At 61.8% G+C, this 14,670-nt stretch carries 20 protein-coding genes and 1 tRNA gene; 7 read left to right on the top strand and 14 right to left on the bottom strand.

Going from position 1 to position 14,670, the window contains the following annotated elements; genetic code table 11:
- Nucleotides 1-49: 49 nt before the first annotated feature.
- Together NKJ88_RS19640 and NKJ88_RS19645 are read right to left on the bottom strand one after the other, a co-directional pair.
- Entirely contained in the window at nt 50-1,057 is a 1,008-nt protein-coding gene (locus NKJ88_RS19640) for a glycosyltransferase family 8 protein (protein WP_084629681.1), read from the bottom strand.
- Nucleotides 1,058-1,080: 23 nt separating this feature from the next.
- Nucleotides 1,081-2,049 carry a glycosyltransferase family 8 protein gene (locus tag NKJ88_RS19645; RefSeq protein WP_023682335.1) on the bottom strand — a complete coding sequence of 323 codons (969 nt, stop codon included), beginning with the start codon at nt 2,047-2,049 and terminating at the stop codon, nt 1,081-1,083.
- Between the two features lie 143 nt (nt 2,050-2,192).
- On the opposite strand from NKJ88_RS19645, the gene NKJ88_RS19650 reads away from it, so the two are divergent.
- A tRNA-Pro gene (locus NKJ88_RS19650) sits at nt 2,193-2,269 on the top strand.
- A gap of 51 nt (nt 2,270-2,320) precedes the next feature.
- On the opposite strand, the gene NKJ88_RS19655 is transcribed toward NKJ88_RS19650, so the two are convergent.
- A complete protein-coding gene (locus NKJ88_RS19655) occupies nt 2,321-2,782 on the bottom strand; it encodes a YbaK/EbsC family protein (RefSeq protein ID WP_023823260.1) in 462 nt (153 codons plus the stop codon).
- A 244-nt stretch (nt 2,783-3,026) separates the two neighbouring features.
- On the opposite strand from NKJ88_RS19655, the gene NKJ88_RS19660 reads away from it, so the two are divergent.
- Nucleotides 3,027-3,479, top strand: a complete 453-nt coding sequence (locus NKJ88_RS19660) for a cupin domain-containing protein (RefSeq protein ID WP_023715404.1) — start codon at nt 3,027-3,029, stop codon at nt 3,477-3,479.
- 76 nt (nt 3,480-3,555) lie between these two features.
- Here the strand turns inward: NKJ88_RS19660 and NKJ88_RS19665 are convergent, their stop codons facing one another.
- Nucleotides 3,556-3,837, bottom strand: a complete 282-nt coding sequence (locus NKJ88_RS19665; protein ID WP_023689492.1) for a helix-turn-helix domain-containing protein — start codon at nt 3,835-3,837, stop codon at nt 3,556-3,558.
- A gap of 296 nt (nt 3,838-4,133) precedes the next feature.
- Here NKJ88_RS19665 and NKJ88_RS19670 point away from each other — a divergent pair, with 296 nt between their 5' ends.
- Together NKJ88_RS19670 and NKJ88_RS19675 are read left to right on the top strand one after the other, a co-directional pair.
- Nucleotides 4,134-4,748 carry a hypothetical protein gene (locus tag NKJ88_RS19670; protein WP_023669379.1) on the top strand — a complete coding sequence of 205 codons (615 nt, stop codon included), beginning with the start codon at nt 4,134-4,136 and terminating at the stop codon, nt 4,746-4,748.
- A 161-nt stretch (nt 4,749-4,909) separates the two neighbouring features.
- Nucleotides 4,910-5,104: a hypothetical protein gene (locus NKJ88_RS19675; protein WP_032996888.1), complete on the top strand. Its 195-nt coding sequence runs from the start codon at nt 4,910-4,912 to the stop codon at nt 5,102-5,104.
- A gap of 233 nt (nt 5,105-5,337) precedes the next feature.
- Here the strand turns inward: NKJ88_RS19675 and NKJ88_RS19680 are convergent, their stop codons facing one another.
- Nucleotides 5,338-5,541, bottom strand: a complete 204-nt coding sequence (locus NKJ88_RS19680; protein WP_023697438.1) for a hypothetical protein — start codon at nt 5,539-5,541, stop codon at nt 5,338-5,340.
- A gap of 412 nt (nt 5,542-5,953) precedes the next feature.
- Between NKJ88_RS19680 and NKJ88_RS19685 the strand changes: the two genes are divergently transcribed.
- Entirely contained in the window at nt 5,954-6,223 is a 270-nt protein-coding gene (locus tag NKJ88_RS19685) for a hypothetical protein (protein ID WP_023700538.1), read from the top strand.
- 73 nt (nt 6,224-6,296) lie between these two features.
- Here NKJ88_RS19685 and NKJ88_RS19690 read toward each other — a convergent pair whose 3' ends face one another.
- From NKJ88_RS19690 to NKJ88_RS19720, 7 genes are all read right to left on the bottom strand, one after another.
- Entirely contained in the window at nt 6,297-6,599 is a 303-nt protein-coding gene (locus NKJ88_RS19690) for a hypothetical protein (RefSeq protein WP_023669375.1), read from the bottom strand.
- A gap of 84 nt (nt 6,600-6,683) precedes the next feature.
- Entirely contained in the window at nt 6,684-7,226 is a 543-nt protein-coding gene (locus NKJ88_RS19695; RefSeq protein ID WP_023669374.1) for a MerR family transcriptional regulator, read from the bottom strand.
- Between the two features lie 134 nt (nt 7,227-7,360).
- Nucleotides 7,361-7,684 (bottom strand): integration host factor subunit alpha, encoded by a 324-nt coding sequence (locus NKJ88_RS19700; protein WP_006201891.1) that lies wholly within the window; start codon nt 7,682-7,684, stop codon nt 7,361-7,363.
- 104 nt (nt 7,685-7,788) lie between these two features.
- Nucleotides 7,789-8,760 carry a beta-ketoacyl-ACP synthase III gene (locus NKJ88_RS19705; protein ID WP_023689495.1) on the bottom strand — a complete coding sequence of 324 codons (972 nt, stop codon included), beginning with the start codon at nt 8,758-8,760 and terminating at the stop codon, nt 7,789-7,791.
- Between the two features lie 9 nt (nt 8,761-8,769).
- Nucleotides 8,770-9,840 (bottom strand): phosphate acyltransferase PlsX, encoded by a 1,071-nt coding sequence (gene plsX / locus NKJ88_RS19710; protein ID WP_023700539.1) that lies wholly within the window; start codon nt 9,838-9,840, stop codon nt 8,770-8,772.
- Between the two features lie 147 nt (nt 9,841-9,987).
- Nucleotides 9,988-10,536, bottom strand: coding sequence for a YceD family protein (locus NKJ88_RS19715; RefSeq protein WP_352445112.1), 549 nt, complete (start codon nt 10,534-10,536; stop codon nt 9,988-9,990).
- Between the two features lie 15 nt (nt 10,537-10,551).
- Nucleotides 10,552-11,094 carry a ubiquinol-cytochrome C chaperone family protein gene (locus NKJ88_RS19720; protein WP_352445113.1) on the bottom strand — a complete coding sequence of 181 codons (543 nt, stop codon included), beginning with the start codon at nt 11,092-11,094 and terminating at the stop codon, nt 10,552-10,554.
- 115 nt (nt 11,095-11,209) lie between these two features.
- On the opposite strand from NKJ88_RS19720, the gene NKJ88_RS19725 reads away from it, so the two are divergent.
- Complete coding sequence (locus NKJ88_RS19725; RefSeq protein WP_023669368.1) at nt 11,210-11,722, top strand: outer membrane protein assembly factor BamE; 513 nt, start codon at nt 11,210-11,212, stop codon at nt 11,720-11,722.
- 100 nt (nt 11,723-11,822) lie between these two features.
- On the opposite strand, the gene NKJ88_RS19730 is transcribed toward NKJ88_RS19725, so the two are convergent.
- On the bottom strand, nt 11,823-12,863 hold the full coding sequence (locus NKJ88_RS19730; RefSeq protein WP_352445115.1) for a helix-turn-helix domain-containing protein: 1,041 nt from the start codon (nt 12,861-12,863) through the stop codon (nt 11,823-11,825).
- 209 nt (nt 12,864-13,072) lie between these two features.
- Between NKJ88_RS19730 and NKJ88_RS19735 the strand changes: the two genes are divergently transcribed.
- Nucleotides 13,073-13,987, top strand: coding sequence for a LysR substrate-binding domain-containing protein (locus NKJ88_RS19735; RefSeq protein WP_023669366.1), 915 nt, complete (start codon nt 13,073-13,075; stop codon nt 13,985-13,987).
- A 58-nt stretch (nt 13,988-14,045) separates the two neighbouring features.
- Here NKJ88_RS19735 and NKJ88_RS19740 read toward each other — a convergent pair whose 3' ends face one another.
- On the bottom strand, nt 14,046-14,603 hold the full coding sequence (locus tag NKJ88_RS19740; RefSeq protein ID WP_352445117.1) for a hypothetical protein: 558 nt from the start codon (nt 14,601-14,603) through the stop codon (nt 14,046-14,048).
- Nucleotides 14,604-14,670 lie beyond the last annotated feature (67 nt).

Here is a 14,670-nt window from a genome sequence, read left to right on the forward strand (position 1 = left end):
TATCGAGGAAGATTGGCGGGAGGAACCGCGTCCGGCGGAGCGTCAAGTTCTATCTGGCTATGCCAGCTACCCGTTCGGGGTATTGCACGGCCAACATCGAATTGTCCGCATGGCTGGCAAAGATGGCGCTGACCTCTTCGGCGTCGAACCGCGCCCGTCGCTTGCGCTTCTCGTCGTTCAGCAAAATCCCGCTGATGGCGTCGAACTTGCGGCCGAGGTTTTTCAATATGCCTCTCTTGATCGGCCAGTTGCTGTTGAAACGGCCGGCCCAGGGCGTGCCTTTCGCCAGATCACGATAGATCGCCATGGCGCCGACCTCGACACCGATCGGCGGACGGTCCCAGGGCTTGCCCCAGGCGAAGTGGCGGGCGTAGCAGCGGCTGAAAGAAATCTGGCTGGTGTAGTTGGTCATCACGTTCCAGAACGGGTGCATCGTCTGCCACCTGCCCTCGAAAGCCACGTTCAATGCACCTTGATCCATCCCGTAAACCTGCTCGGAGGCCAACTGCCGGGTACGCTCCAGAAGCCCCTCCTGCCTGACCAGTGGCATGTTGAACACCAGCACGCCGGCATTGAACTTCGGCGCGCCTGGCTGCATCGGTAAATGCTGTCGATACTTTACGTCGAAATAGGTCTGCTCATCGTGTGCGGCCAGCAGCGGAGCGTTGAGCGGGACGTTGCAGAGGTCTTCTATCGATCTGTTGAAAAGCACATCGGCGTCGGAATAGGCGATGCGGTCATATGGTTCGAACTCCGGCAATTGATCGGCAAACAGCCTGATGTAGGTCGCAAGGGTTGGGTGCGTTCCGCGGTTGAAGTTTGTCGCTTCCATGAATTTCGTGACATCCAGGATGCGGATCTTCCCACCGAGCAGACGCTCTCCGATAGCTCGGTCTTCGTTGGAGATGACACCGGTGTGCAAAATAAAGCCGTCGAGGTGGTCCGACACATTCAGCACGCGGCGCGCCGCCAGGCTGGCATACGGGAAATACCTCTGGTCGGTGGCGAAAAAGAAACACGATTTTTGCGGCATGCTACAACCTGTTGCCTGACCCATTCGCGAGAGCTCCGTTGCGGGTCTCAGGCGAAACCACCGAGTACTTCCGGAAACTGCACAGCCATCGCCCCGGCGTCAGCATGCTCGGCATATATCTTATGCACCTTGCTGCCGTCGTACCGTGCGCGCCGCCGATACCGGTCCTTGTTCGGCAACATCCCCATGATACCGTCGAACCTTCGGGCGAACCGCCTCATGACGCCCCGCTCGAAGGGAATACGCTGCCGGAAGGGCTCAAGCCACGGCGTATCCCTTGCCAGATCGCGCCAGACGGCAAGCGCCTCGGGCTCCACGTCGACCTGGCTTCCCCAGGGCTTGCCGCCGGCGAAATGCCGCGCATAGGCTTGGGCGAACCGAAACTCCTTCGTATCGTTGGACATCAAATTCCAGTTCGGGTGCATCGTCTGCCACTTGCCCTCGAAGACGATGTTCAGCGCGTTCTGATCGTTCATTTGCCCGGCAACGGCAACATCTCTGGCGCGGTGCAAAAGTCCCTGTTGACGCACGGGCGGCATGTTGAAGACGATGATGCCGGCGTTGAAATAAGGCGCCCCCGGCTGCATCGACAGTTTGTTCCGATAGCCCGGGCGGAAATACATGTAATCGTCGTGAGCGGCCAACAACGGAGCATGAAGTGTCTGGCCCACCAGGTCGGCGATATCTCGATTGAACAGAACATCACAATCGACATGAGCGATGCGGTCATAGTCCGCGAACTGAGGCAGTTGGTCGGCGAAAAGCCGAACAAAAGTGCCGACATTGCTTGGCCGGAAAGTATGGCCAGCCTCCGCAAACAGCCCCGAAACGTCCATTATGCGAAGACGGTTCTTCAGCAGGCGTTCAGCAACACGCATATCGGCATCACGTGCGCCGACATGCAGGATGAAGCCTGGCGTTGCGTCTCCCGAAACATCCAGAATTCTGCGCGCCGCCAAGCATGCATACGGAAAATAATTGGCGTCGGCCGCCAGAAAAAAACAGGAATTTGCCACGCGCAATCCTTCGTATCGATACTGCGCGAGCCATATCGCCTTGGCGTTGCGGCGACAAGGCCGAATGCTGGCGACTTTCAGGCCCGGCGCGCCGTTTTAGCGCTTGCACCATACCCCTTGAAAATATATGGCTTTGCGCGGTCCGGAGTGTAGCGCAGCCCGGTAGCGCACTTGACTGGGGGTCAAGGGGTCGTCGGTTCGAATCCGGCCACTCCGACCATTTTTAGACAGGACTTGCCCCCAAAGGTCCTGCTTCTCAAATCACCAACATTCATCCTTGGCACACATCAACCCATTCGGCGCCGACAATCTGTGCCATGCGCAGCGGGCTGAGCCTTACAGCGGCGTTGGTGGCGCCGGCCGCGGGCACGACTTCATCGAAGGCGCGCAGCGAGACGTCGCAATAGACCGGCAGCGGCGCCGGCAGGCCGAATGGGCAGACGCCGCCGACGGGATGGCTGGTAATCGCGACAACCTCGTCGGCGTCAAGCATGCGCGGCTTGCCGCCGAAACGGTCCTTGAATTTGCGGTTGTCGAGCCTCGACATGCCGCCGGCCACGATCAGCATGGTCTCACCGCCGACGCGCAGGCAGATGGTCTTGGCGATCTGCGCCGGCTCCACGCCATGCGCCTCAGCCGCCAGCGCCACCGTCGCGGAACTCGCTTCGGTGACGAGCACTTCGACATCGGGCGCATGGGCAGCCAGGAAGGCGCGCACGGATTCAAGGCTCATCTCGGCATTGTCCCATTCGAAAACGGTTAGCGTTCACACTGGATAGCTTCACGCTCGGTCGGCGGCAACCTCCCCGCCCCTCGACGGCTGCAGCGATACCAGGCCAGGCGGGTCGCGCCGCATGTCGGCAACGCAAGGCGCATCCCCCGTGCGGGAGATGTGTTCGGGCTGCTGCCTTGGTAGGTCGCAATGGATCAGGGCCGGCGCTGATGCTGTGCTCCCACGACCAACCGGAGAGATCATCATGCTCAAGCTCGCCTCGGCTCTGGCGCTGCTGCTTGTCGGGACGGCGCCGCTGCTTGCCGACGACATGCCGATAAACGCGGACGCCATCAAATGGGGCCCTGCTCCTGCTGTGCTGCCCGCCGGCGCGGACATGGCTGTCATCGCCGGGGACCCCTCGAAGGATGGCATCTACGTGCTGCGGTTGAAGCTGCCGGCCGGCTACAGGATTGCCGCGCACAACCATCCCACCTCGGAATATGTGACGGTGATTTCCGGCAATTTTCATATCGGCATGGGCGACAAGCTCGACGAGACCAAGGGCATCGAACTGACCGCCGGCGGCTTCGGCGTAGCCCCACAGGGAATGAACCATTACGCCTGGACGACAAGCGCTACGATCGTCCAGGTTCATGGCGAGGGGCCGTTCGCGATCACCTACGTCAACCCGGCGGACGATCCGAGCAAGAAGTGACATTCGCCGTTGGCGAATGCAACAAGCCCGCCAGGGCAAACCATGGCGGGCTTGTTGAACGACGCTTGGCCGTTGTTTATGAAACGGACCGGTTTTCCACAGGCGCCGTGGGCGCCGGGGCATCGATCAGGGCCGTTTCCGGCAATTGCAATGCTGCGGCGATCCGGCGAAGTTTCGTCGGATCGGTGTCCTTGCCGCTCTCTATGTCGGCAATCTCGCTGGTCGACAGACCGCAGGTCAGGGAAAGCTCTTCAATACTGTATCCCTTTGTCTCCCGGATGGCTTTGAGGCCGGGGTGCTCGAGCGCAACGTCGGCCGCCAGCCTGGAGAAGGGTTCGTGTTTTGCAGTTTGGGGCATTGGCAACTCCATGGGGCTAAAGAGTTTTGGATCAAATGATAGGGTGTTGCCTGAGAGCCGGGACAATGCCCGCTTGACGGCGATTTGCCAAGGCCCAAACCGACCGTCACAGCATCGTGAACCGGCGTCAAAACCGCAGGCGCCAGGGCACATATAGGATCTCCGCCCCGATCTCCCAATCAAGTTCTTTTGAAGGGCCGCACGCCGAAGTGTTCAGCGGTTTTGCGCCGCTCGCGCGTTAGCCTGATGTTGCTGGCAGTCGCATCGGGCCAGCTTTTCCCAAGAGGATCAGATCCATGACATTCAAGACATCAGCCATCGTGCTCGCCACGATTTCAGGCCTCGCCGGCGCGAGCATGGTCGCGGCGCAAGCCGCCGAGGCCGTGCGCATTCGCGGCACGGTGACCGCCTTTGCCGGAGCGACGCTGACGGTGAAGACCCGCGAAGGCGCTACCGACGCCATCGCGCTGGCTGAAGGGTGGAAGATTTCCGGCGTCGCCAAGGCGGATGCCGGGGATATCAAGCAAGGCGATTTCCTCGGCATTGCCTCTGTTTCGAAGGCCGATGGCGGCAGCGGCGCGCTCGAGGTGGTGATCTTCCCGGCCGCGCTGAAGGGCGCCGGCGAAGGCGACCGCCCGTGGGATCTCGAGCCCAACAGCCGGATGACCAACGGCACGGTCGCCGATGTCACCGAGATTGCAGGTCGCACGGTGACGCTGACCTACGACAATGGCCAGAAAAAGCAGATCGCGATCCCGCAGACGACGCCGGTGGTGACCTTTGCGCCGGCGACGCCCGCCGACCTCAAGCCTGGCGCTGTGGTGTTCGTCAACGCCGAGCGCGGCAGTGACGGCAAGCTGACCGCGGGCCGGGTCGTTGTCGGCACAAACGGCGTCATTCCGCCGATGTAAGTTGCCGACGAAGCCGCCAGACACAATCCAGAAACAAAATTCTACAGTCCGGAAAAACTGTCGAAAAGTTCGGAGGCGATAGTCATGACTGCGGGGTTCACCGGCACCGATCTTGCTCGGTGACGGCCAAATTCAGCCCGCGCAGAAAAGGAAACGAAGTCATGAAGAAGTCCCTCCTGTCGGCTCTCGGGCTGGCTTTTGCCCTGGCTGTCTCTCTGCCCCTCATCGGCGCCAGCAGCGCCGACGCAGCACCGCTGCACAAGAAGCATCACCACCATCATCATCATCACAACAAGCATCACCGCCATCACCATCACCACCGCCACCACCACAAGGTGGAGGCCAAGAAGGCCTGACACGGCCGACTTGCCCAACGGGAAGGCTGGCCCTGGAGTCCTCGTCAAGGCCGCCTTCCCGTTGGTTTTTGCCAGGCGACACGTGGAAAAGCTGAAGGCAGGATTCGATGGCGCCCATGCGCCAGAATGCGAGCAACCACAGCGCACCCAACGAACGTATCAGGCGCAAGGCCGACAACACAGCGGTAGCCAGCTGCAGGACACCCCGGGTCTCTCAATGCCGTCGGAACCCGCTAGGACGGCGCCGCGAACGCGAGCACTATTGCGATCAAAATCAAAAGCGGCCCCATCCATTTGAAATGCTTCGCGACCTGCAGCCACCATGGCTGCTGACCTTGCTGGGCCTGAAAAGGACTTTGGAGCAGCCCAAAACCAACGCCTGTCATCCACAACCCAGCGCAGAACATGATGAACTCGTCGATGTAATTTGCGACCACGCCCGTCTCCTCCGCCGGTACCTTTGGACTGGCGTTATAGTCGCAGCCGGGAGTGGCAGAAAGCGCGGTGCCAAGTGGCGGCAATGACTGCTGCCGCCACCTGACAAGAGCCGGGGGCGGACTCGGTCTTGGCTGGCCATTTGGGCACGCCACCGTGTGACCTTCGCATGGGATGCCGCGCTGCTACGTCAGCGCCCTTCACGCGAAATGCATGATCGATGCCCGCCCCGCCAGGCGCCGTCCGTTGGCGAAGGCTAAAAATCGACGTCGCAAAAAAAGGCGAAGAAAATTCGAACCACGCATGAACCTTTGCTTTGGAGGCCGCACTAACCGGCATGGACGCCGAGAAGGCGATCCCAACACAGAAGGACGCCATGGTGGCGATCCTCGATCCAGAGAAGGAAATGCTCAAATGACCAACTTCAAGCGCATCACGCTCGCCGCGGCCCTCATGGTCTCGGCCTTCGGTTCGGCTTCCGTTCCGACCTCGGCTTTCGCCAACGGCACGCATCCCACGGGCGACGGCGGCGCGGTTTGCAAGGGCTCCGGTCATTGCCTGGTGCTCTCGATCGAGTGCAAAGGCACCTATACCGACGCCACGGACAAGAATGGCACTGTCTATGGCAAGTGCAGCCAGACCGCGCAGGTTTCGCCGCAGGCCAAGATCAAGCTCGCCAAGTAATCGGCCGCAGATCAGGGAAATGGCGGTCGTCCGCGGGACGGCCGCCATTTTCTTTTTGTTTTCGTGAATTGTTTTAGCGCCGGCTGAGCAACAGGCTGGCGAGAAGGCCGACCACGACCAACCCAACAGCAGCGGCTGTTGCCGGACGATCGCGCGCCGTCTTTTCGATCGCCCTGCCCTGCTTCCTGATCGCCGGCAACGCATCGCTGACAAGGTCGGCAAGCTGCCCATAATAGTCCGAAGCGGCATCGCGCCCGTCCTCGTAGTAAGCACCGCCGCGTTTGGCCACGACTTTGCGCAACGCGGCGAGCTCTTTGGAAAGGGTCGCGACCTGCTTTTCGAGATCGAGATCGGAGAGGGTCGAAAGCGATACCATGATTGTTTTCCTTCTTTTTGAGAGAAGGCCAAACGCATGGCCGCAGAACCGGTTCCGGTCTGCTTGCCCGAGACAGCGGAAAGGTTAGCGCACCTGGTCGAGCAGGCGCTTGCACTCCAGGAGGTCAAACAGCGCCTCCTGCAGCAAGGCCCGGTTGTCGCGCGACAGTTTCGATGCGCCGGGCTGGACCGGACCTTCCTCCTCGGTCTTGCCCAGGCCGAAAAAGCGGCGGCTGGGTTTTACCTTGGGCTGACCGACCAGCATCTCGTCATCCATGCCGCGCGGCTGGGCGGCTGGCGTCAGCGGCACCTGATCGGCCTGCCTGCGCTGCGAGATCGCTTCGACGGCAGCCATGTCGCCATTGCCGATGGCGACCAGGAAATGGTTGCCGTTCTCGCGCAGCAGTTTCTGCACGCCCTTGATCGTGTAACCCTGGTCGTAGAGCATGTGGCGGATGCCCTTGATCAGTTCGACATCCTGCGGCCGGTAGTAGCGGCGGCCGCCGCCGCGCTTCATCGGCTTGATCTGGTTGAAACGGGTTTCCCAGAAGCGCAGCACGTGCTGCGGCAGATCGAGATCCTCCGCGACCTCGCTGATGGTGCGGAAAGCGTCGGGGCTCTTGTCCATGGGCGAAATCCTCACGCTGGACGGCGATCCGGCCCAGTCTGCCGAATCGGGTATCATTTCAGCGGTTTATGAAACAATATTCAAGCCCGGCGTCAAAACGGCCCGGCGTTTTCAACCGAAGCCTGCGGCAGAACCTATTTGCCGCCCTTGGCCTTGCTGTTCTGGTGCGAGCGCAGGATACGGCTTTTCAGCACGTTCGACGACTTGAAGGTCATCACCCGGCGCGGCAGGATCGGCACTTCCTCGCCGGTCTTGGGATTGCGGCCGATGCGTTCGTTCTTGGAACGGACGTGGAAGGTGGCGAAGGACGACAGCTTCACCGTCTCGCCGCGTACGATGGCTTCACAGATTTCGTCCAGCACCGCTTCGACGAGTTCTGCCGATTCAGTGCGTGACAAGCCGACCTTACGGTAAACAGCTTCGGCAAGGTCGGCGCGCGTAAGTGTCTTTCCCCCCATGCGACCGTCCCATCAGTTCAAAAACCATAAATCGATACAGGTAAAGGCAGAGCCTAAGTAATTGATCCGGCAAGGTCAAGGACCGAAACCGGACCGTTCGGCACTTACCAGCGAACGAGAACCGCGCCCCAGGTGAAGCCGCCGCCCATCGCTTCCAGGAGCACGAGATCACCCTTCTTGATGCGACCGTCGGCGACAGCCACCGAAAGCGCCAGCGGCACGGAAGCAGCCGAGGTGTTACCGTGCAAATCGACGGTGACCACCACCTTTTGCTCAGCAATCCCGAGCTTCTTGGCCGAAGCGTCAATAATGCGTTTATTGGCCTGATGCGGCACGAACCAGTCGAGGTCGTCGGCGGTTATGCCGGCCTGCGAAAACGTCGCCTCGATAACGTCGGTGATCATGCCGACGGCGTGCTTGAACACCTCGCGGCCTTCCATCCTGAGATGGCCGACCGTGCCGGTGGTCGAGGGACCGCCATCGACGAAAAGCTTGTCCTTGTGGGCGCCGTCGGAGCGCAGGCTCATCGCCAGCACGCCACGGTCGGCAATGCCGCCGGTGCCCTCATCCGCTTCCAGCACCAGCGCGCCGGCGCCGTCGCCGAACAACACGCAGGTCGAGCGGTCGCTCCAGTCGAGGATGCGCGAAAAGGTCTCCGCGCCGATCACCAGCACGCGCTTGGCGAGGCCGCCTCTGATGTAGAGGTCGGCGGTGGTCACCGCATAGACGAAGCCCGAGCACACCGCCTGCAGGTCGAAGGCAAAGCCGTGATGCATGCCGAGCCGGTTCTGGATCTCGACGGCGGTCGCCGGAAAGGTGTTGTTGGGCGTCGAGGTCGCCAGCACGATCAGGTCGATGTCGGCAGGCGTAAGACCAGCATTGTCGAGTGCTGCGCGCGCCGCCGCCTCGCCCAGGGATGCCGTCGTCTCGTCATCGGCGGCGATATGGCGCTGGCGGATGCCGGTGCGCTGGGCGATCCACTCGTCCGAGGTCTCGACCATGCCTTCGAAATCGGCATTCTTCATGATGCGGCGGGGCAGCGCAGCACCGGTGCCGCGCACGACTGATCTGATCAAAGCTCTTTCCTATTCCTTTTCGTCGACGGTGGCGTCGGATTTTCTGCTTGCCTGGGCATGCGGGTTGCGCGCATGGAACAGGTCGAGATCGGCCTCGATGCGGTCGATCAGATTGTTGCGCACCATATCGTAGCCAAGCTCGATCGCTGCCGCGAAACCGTCCGAATCGGCGCCGCCATGGCTCTTTACCACGATGCCGTTCAGACCCAGGAAAACGCCGCCATTGGAGCGGCCCGGATCGAGCTTTTCGCGCAGGCGGTCAAAAGCGCCCTTGGCGAAGACATAGCCGATCCTGGCCATCAGCGTGCGGTTCATCGCGGCGCGCAGATAGCCTGAGATCTGGCGCACAGTGCCTTCTGCCGTCTTGAGCGCGATGTTGCCGGCAAATCCTTCGGTGACGACCACGTCGACCGTGCCCTTGCCGATGTCGTCACCCTCGACGAAGCCATGATAATTCATCGAGGCCATGTTGGCCTCGCGCAGCATGCGCCCGGCTTCCTTGACCTCTTCCTGTCCCTTGATCTCCTCGACGCCGACATTGAGCAGGCCGACTTTCGGCCGGTCGATGCCGAACACCGAGCGCGCCATGCCGGTGCCGAGAATGGCAAAGTCGATCAGCTGGTGCGCATCGGCGCCGATGGTGGCGCCGACATCCAGCACCACGCTCTCGCCGCGCATCGTGGGCCAGATCGCCGCGATCGCCGGACGGTCGATGGTCGCCATCGTGCGCAGGCAGAATTTCGACATCGCCATCAGCGCGCCGGTATTGCCGGCCGAAATGCAGGCCTGCGCGCTGCCACTCTTGACTGCTTCGACAGCCTTCCACATCGACGACTTCCAGCGGCCGTGGCGCAGCGCCTGGCTCGGCTTGTCGTCCATCCTGACCGCGACTTCGCAATGGTGGAACTCGCTGACCTCGGCCAGTTTGGGGAATTTGGCGAGTTCGGGGCGCACCAATTCCTCGCGCCCATATATGACGAAGCGGATGTCGGGACGCCTGACGGCGACCGTCATGAGTGCCGGGATGACCACGTTTGGCCCGTGATCGCCACCCATGGCATCGATGGAAATCCTGATCACGCGGTCTTTATCTCACTAGCTTGGGCCAGGGCACATGGCCCGCGAAAGAAATACTAAACTCGCGAAATTCGGGGGCTCGCGAAGGTTCGGCGAAAATAGCGGTTTTGGGCTGCCGCACAACCGGCTTTTCTCCGATCGCTTCGTGTTTTAGGATTTTCCAAGCAAGGATCGCAGCTTTTGCTGGAATTCATTCTCGACGGGCTCGTTCGGGCCGGCGGCATCGAGCGAGGCGCCTGCCTTGCGCGGATAAGGATCGATCGCCAGCCCGAAGAACTGTTCGGCGAGCGCGCCGACGTCGATCGTGTCGCCGGAGAATGTTTCCGGGCCGTCTGGCCCGTCGGCGTCGAGCAGGATCTCGCCGCCGCCTTCGAACCCTTGCCGTCCGAGCTTGGATTGCTCCGGCAGGAACAGCGCCTCGACCTCTTCGTCGATATGGGCCGCGACCGGCTCAACGGTGACGATGCAGGCCTGGGTGATATCAGCCTCGACGCGGCCGCTGACCTTGACGCCATTGCGCTTCCACGGCGCCACCAAAAGCTCAGCACGGTAGTTTTCGACAGAAAGCAGCTCGTGCTCGCGCGCAAGCATTGCGCGCTGCGCGGCGTCGGCGTCGATCACCACCTGCAAACCTTTGTGGGGCAGGCGGCCGACATTGGCCGCGAATGAGACCGGGCTAGGCGTGTCCACATGTTTCATCTTGGTCTCCCCTCCTCACTCCGCTTTCGCGACGGGAAACGCCACGGCACCGGAAACGATCGATTCGGACGGCTGTGCTTCAAGCTGCCTTGCGGCATCGATTACATAGGACGCCAGCGGCAAGGCTTGCGGCCAGGCGCCGGCATCGGGTCTGACATTGCGCGCCAGGGCGGCAGCAAGCGCGTCGCGATCGCTGCGTTCCAGCGCGTCGTCATAGGCGGCGGTACGGCCGTAGAACATTTTGGCCAGCCTCTTCATGCGCTTGGGCACGCCGACATCGCCAACGCCCAGTTCCCGCAGCGAATGCTCCACATCGAGAAAGAACTCGTCGATCAGCACCTGCGCGACCTCATGCGCGACGCCCTCTTCGCCGCGGAGCCGGTGCTGAAACAGGAACATGTGCAGCGACAGCATCTCGAAACGGCCGAGCGGCGTATCCGGCACATTCCAGTGGGAATAAAACACGGTCTGCCGCGCCGCCGCCACGATTTGTGCGTAAAGCGCCTCGGTGATAGCGCCGTTGGCGTTGCGTTCGCGGCCAAAAAGGCGCTGGAACATTGAGGGTGGTCTCCTGGGGACCGATTGTTTGAATGGGCCTTGTTGCATCGGCAAGCAAGCTGGTTTACCGGTTTTGCCGCCCAGCGCAAGTTGCGGTCAGCTAATGGAGTTGTTGTTGCGCGCGCTGAAATTCAAGTCGACTTTTCTGCCTGGGGCCACCGCCGCGGTTTCGCTGGTGCTGGTGGCTTCCGCGCTGTCGGGCTGCAATTCGTCCAAGATGTTCGGCGACCTTAACCCTAGCGAGACGCTGACGCAGGGCTATGTTATCGACCAGCAGGCGGTCGATTCGGTGCCGGTGGGCTCCAGCCGCGAACAGGTGCTTCTGGCGCTCGGCACGCCATCGACGAAAGCCACCTTCGACAATGAGGCGTTCTATTACATTTCGCAGACGCGCAAGCGCTATGTCGCTTTCGACAAGCCGCGCCTGGTCGACCAGAAAGTGCTCGCGGTCTATTTTGGCGAGGACGGGCGCGTCACCCAGATTGCCAATTACGGTCTGAAGGACGGCAAGATTTTCGACTTCATCTCGCGCACCACGCCGACCGGCGGCAAGGACCAGAACTTCCTCAGCCAGATCATCAAAGGCGCCAGCAAGCTGGCGCCCCCCATTCCTGGCGGCGGCGCCTAAGAAGCGACCGCCTTCCTTAGATTTTTGCTTCCCCCGAAGCGACACCATCTCAGGCGACCAAAAGCCCGCGGGAGCGATCCTGCGGGCTTTTGTTTTGAGGTCATGCGGCCGCAACACCCGTCGCGCTTTGCCGCGCGTGGCCTGTTCGGCCGCCGGGCTCCAGCGAGGCGCGGTGCACAGCCGCACTCTGCCGCGCTTCCGAAGGCGTCATGCCGAAATGCCGGCGGAAGGCGTGGTTGAAGGTCGAGAGATCGCCGAAGCCGGCGTCGAAGGCGATGGCGCCGATGGTGCGGTGTGCCAGGCGCAGGTCGGCTAGCTTGCTGCAAACCAGCGCCAGCCGCCGGCCAAGCACGAACTGCGACAGCGAGGTACCCTCACCCTCGAACAGCTTTCTGATATAGCGCGCGCTGACGCGGTGGCGCCCGGCCAGGGCGTCCGACCCGACATCGCCGGAAGCCAGATTGCTTTCGATATCGGCTTTGATGGCGCGCAGCCGCGCGGCGCGTATGCCGCGGCCTGCGGCGACCTCGGTGGCGTCCTGCGTTGCCCCGACCACGACCGCGACAAGGTCCTGTATGTGCTTGGCGGCAAGCCAGCGCAATTCGGACGCGGCCAGGTTCGGCTCCTGCATCAGCAGACGGACATAGCTGGTCAGCAGCAAGAACTTTTCGCCCACGCATGACATCGGCGTCATCAGGGCGGCGTCCGCATTCGCAGCCATGGGCCCGAGCGCTGCCTTGGGGATGGTGATGAAGAGATGATGCGACATCGCCCGCTCGATCACATGCGGATCAGAGGAGGACAGAAGGATTGCCTGGCCGGCCTCGATGCTGGCCTCGCGGCCGAGATGCGAGAAGGTGGCAGCGCCCTCCAGACACATGAAGAAAATGTAATCATCGGTCCCCTTGGCCATGGCGCGGGAACGGATGGTGCGGAAGGCGGTGGTCCTCGAATCGGCAATGCCGACGCCCGGCAGCCGCAGGATGGTCGCGTCGACGGAGAGCTTTTCCTCCGTGACGTTAAAATCCATGTCGGTCACCATCCGGCGCAACAGGTCGCAATAGACGTTTCGCCATTCCGCTCGCGGCCACATGGAGGTCGAAAAGCGCGCACGCGCAAACTCGGGGGGTCGAATAGTCATGGGGTACTCCCAAGCGATTGTCTTCATTTCACTGTCGTTCGTAGTCGAGGCTCGTTCCATGAACGGCCTCTCATTCCGACGGCGGCAATCGGGGGGCAGTGGATGGCTACAATGATTTGCGCACTTGGACAAAAGACTATTTACGAAGCTATGGATGAGATTAGTTCATTCATGCTAAGAAACCCAGGGGCAAGATAGGGTAACGGCAGATGACAAGACGGCTTCCACAACTGGAATCCATTCGGGCTTTCGAGGTCATTGCCCGGCTGGGCAGCTTCAAGCGCGCTGGCGATGAGCTGAATGTTACGCCAAGCGCGCTCAGCCACCGCATCGCCGATCTCGAAGCCGATCTCGGCGTGCTTCTGTTCACCCGCCATGTCCGCCGCGTCGAACTAACGCTTGAAGGCGAAAGATTGTCCGCGGGCGTGAGACGCGCACTGCTGGAAATCCAGAGCACGATCGCGAGTGTCGCGCGCAACGAGCGCACGAGGCTGAGGGTCACCGCCATTCCTTCGCATGCCGTGCGCTGGCTGGCCCCGCGTCTGCACAGGTTTCGCAAAAAGCATCCCGAAACAGAGATCGACATCAATGCGGATCTTGCAGTCGTCGACCTTTCGCAGCGAACAGTCGACATCGCATTGCGCTTCGGCGGCGGACACTATCCGGCCGTCGAGACCGAATGGCTGATGGCTGATGCGATCTTTCCTGTCGTCAGTCCCGACTATCTCGCCGCCAACGGCCCGGTCAGAGACCAGCACGATGTGCTGCGACTGTTTCGCATCCTCGACACGACGGCCGAAAATGACGAGAGCGGCGCCAATTGGCGCCACTGGTTCGAGAGAAACAATCTGCCGCTGGATACGGTTGGCGACGGCATGAATCTGAACGGCACCTTGCTGGCGGTCGAAGCGGCGGCCAGCGGTCTGGGCGTCGCTATCGCGAGGAAGTCGCTGGTCGAGAGCGATTTGCGCACCGGCAGGCTCGTGCGCCTCCTGACAACGGACATACCGACGAACTGGAACCACTACGTCGTCGTCCACCCGTCCATCTCCGCCTGGGAGCCTGCCAGATCGTTCATCAACTGGCTGAAGGCGGAAGCCGGCGACAGCGCCGGCGCCGGTTGACCTCGGCGGCCGTTTGGGAACTCTCCTCGGGAGGTCAGCAGAAGGTGCCCCCCGGTGCTCACGGACTCATTGCACCGGCCGGTTGCTCATCCTTGCGGCCCGACTGGTTCGCGGCCTTGGCGGCAAGCGCTGCCGCCATCTGGCTCTCCAGCTCGCGCAGCTTGGCGTCGAGTGTCGCCATGCCGCCCCAGCCGAATCTCGCGCGGTACAGCGGTGCGACCTCGGGCGTCAGGAATTCGACGAGGGTTTCGTCCTCGACCCAGACCTTGAGCACCTTGAACAGGCGCGCATCGATCAGCTCGCTATGCCAGCCCATGCGGGCGGCAATGCCCTGGATGGTTTCGGTCGAATTGGGCGTGCTGAGCAGCACATGCGAGCCGGAGCGCAGGCGCATGTTCGGGTCGAAGCCGATGCCGAGCGGCGCTTGCTGGTCCAGAACCGTGCCGCACGGTAGGATTTCGATCAGCGAGCCGAAATCGTCGCCGAGGCAGACAAACCATGCGCCCTCAGGAAATGGCGGCGACGGCGCACGAACCGCGGTGGCGACAAGCATTTCGGCAAGGACGCTGGCGACGGCCTGCGGATCGCGGGCGTTGAATGAAGCGTGATGCAGCATGGCAATACTCCTGTTTTCAACGGCGGCGGCCGGCAGAAGTGCCGACCCATGCCGCGGCGTTCCGCAA

This window comes from Mesorhizobium sp. M0016 (assembly GCF_040324035.1).
In the GTDB taxonomy this organism is placed as follows: domain Bacteria; phylum Pseudomonadota; class Alphaproteobacteria; order Rhizobiales; family Rhizobiaceae; genus Mesorhizobium.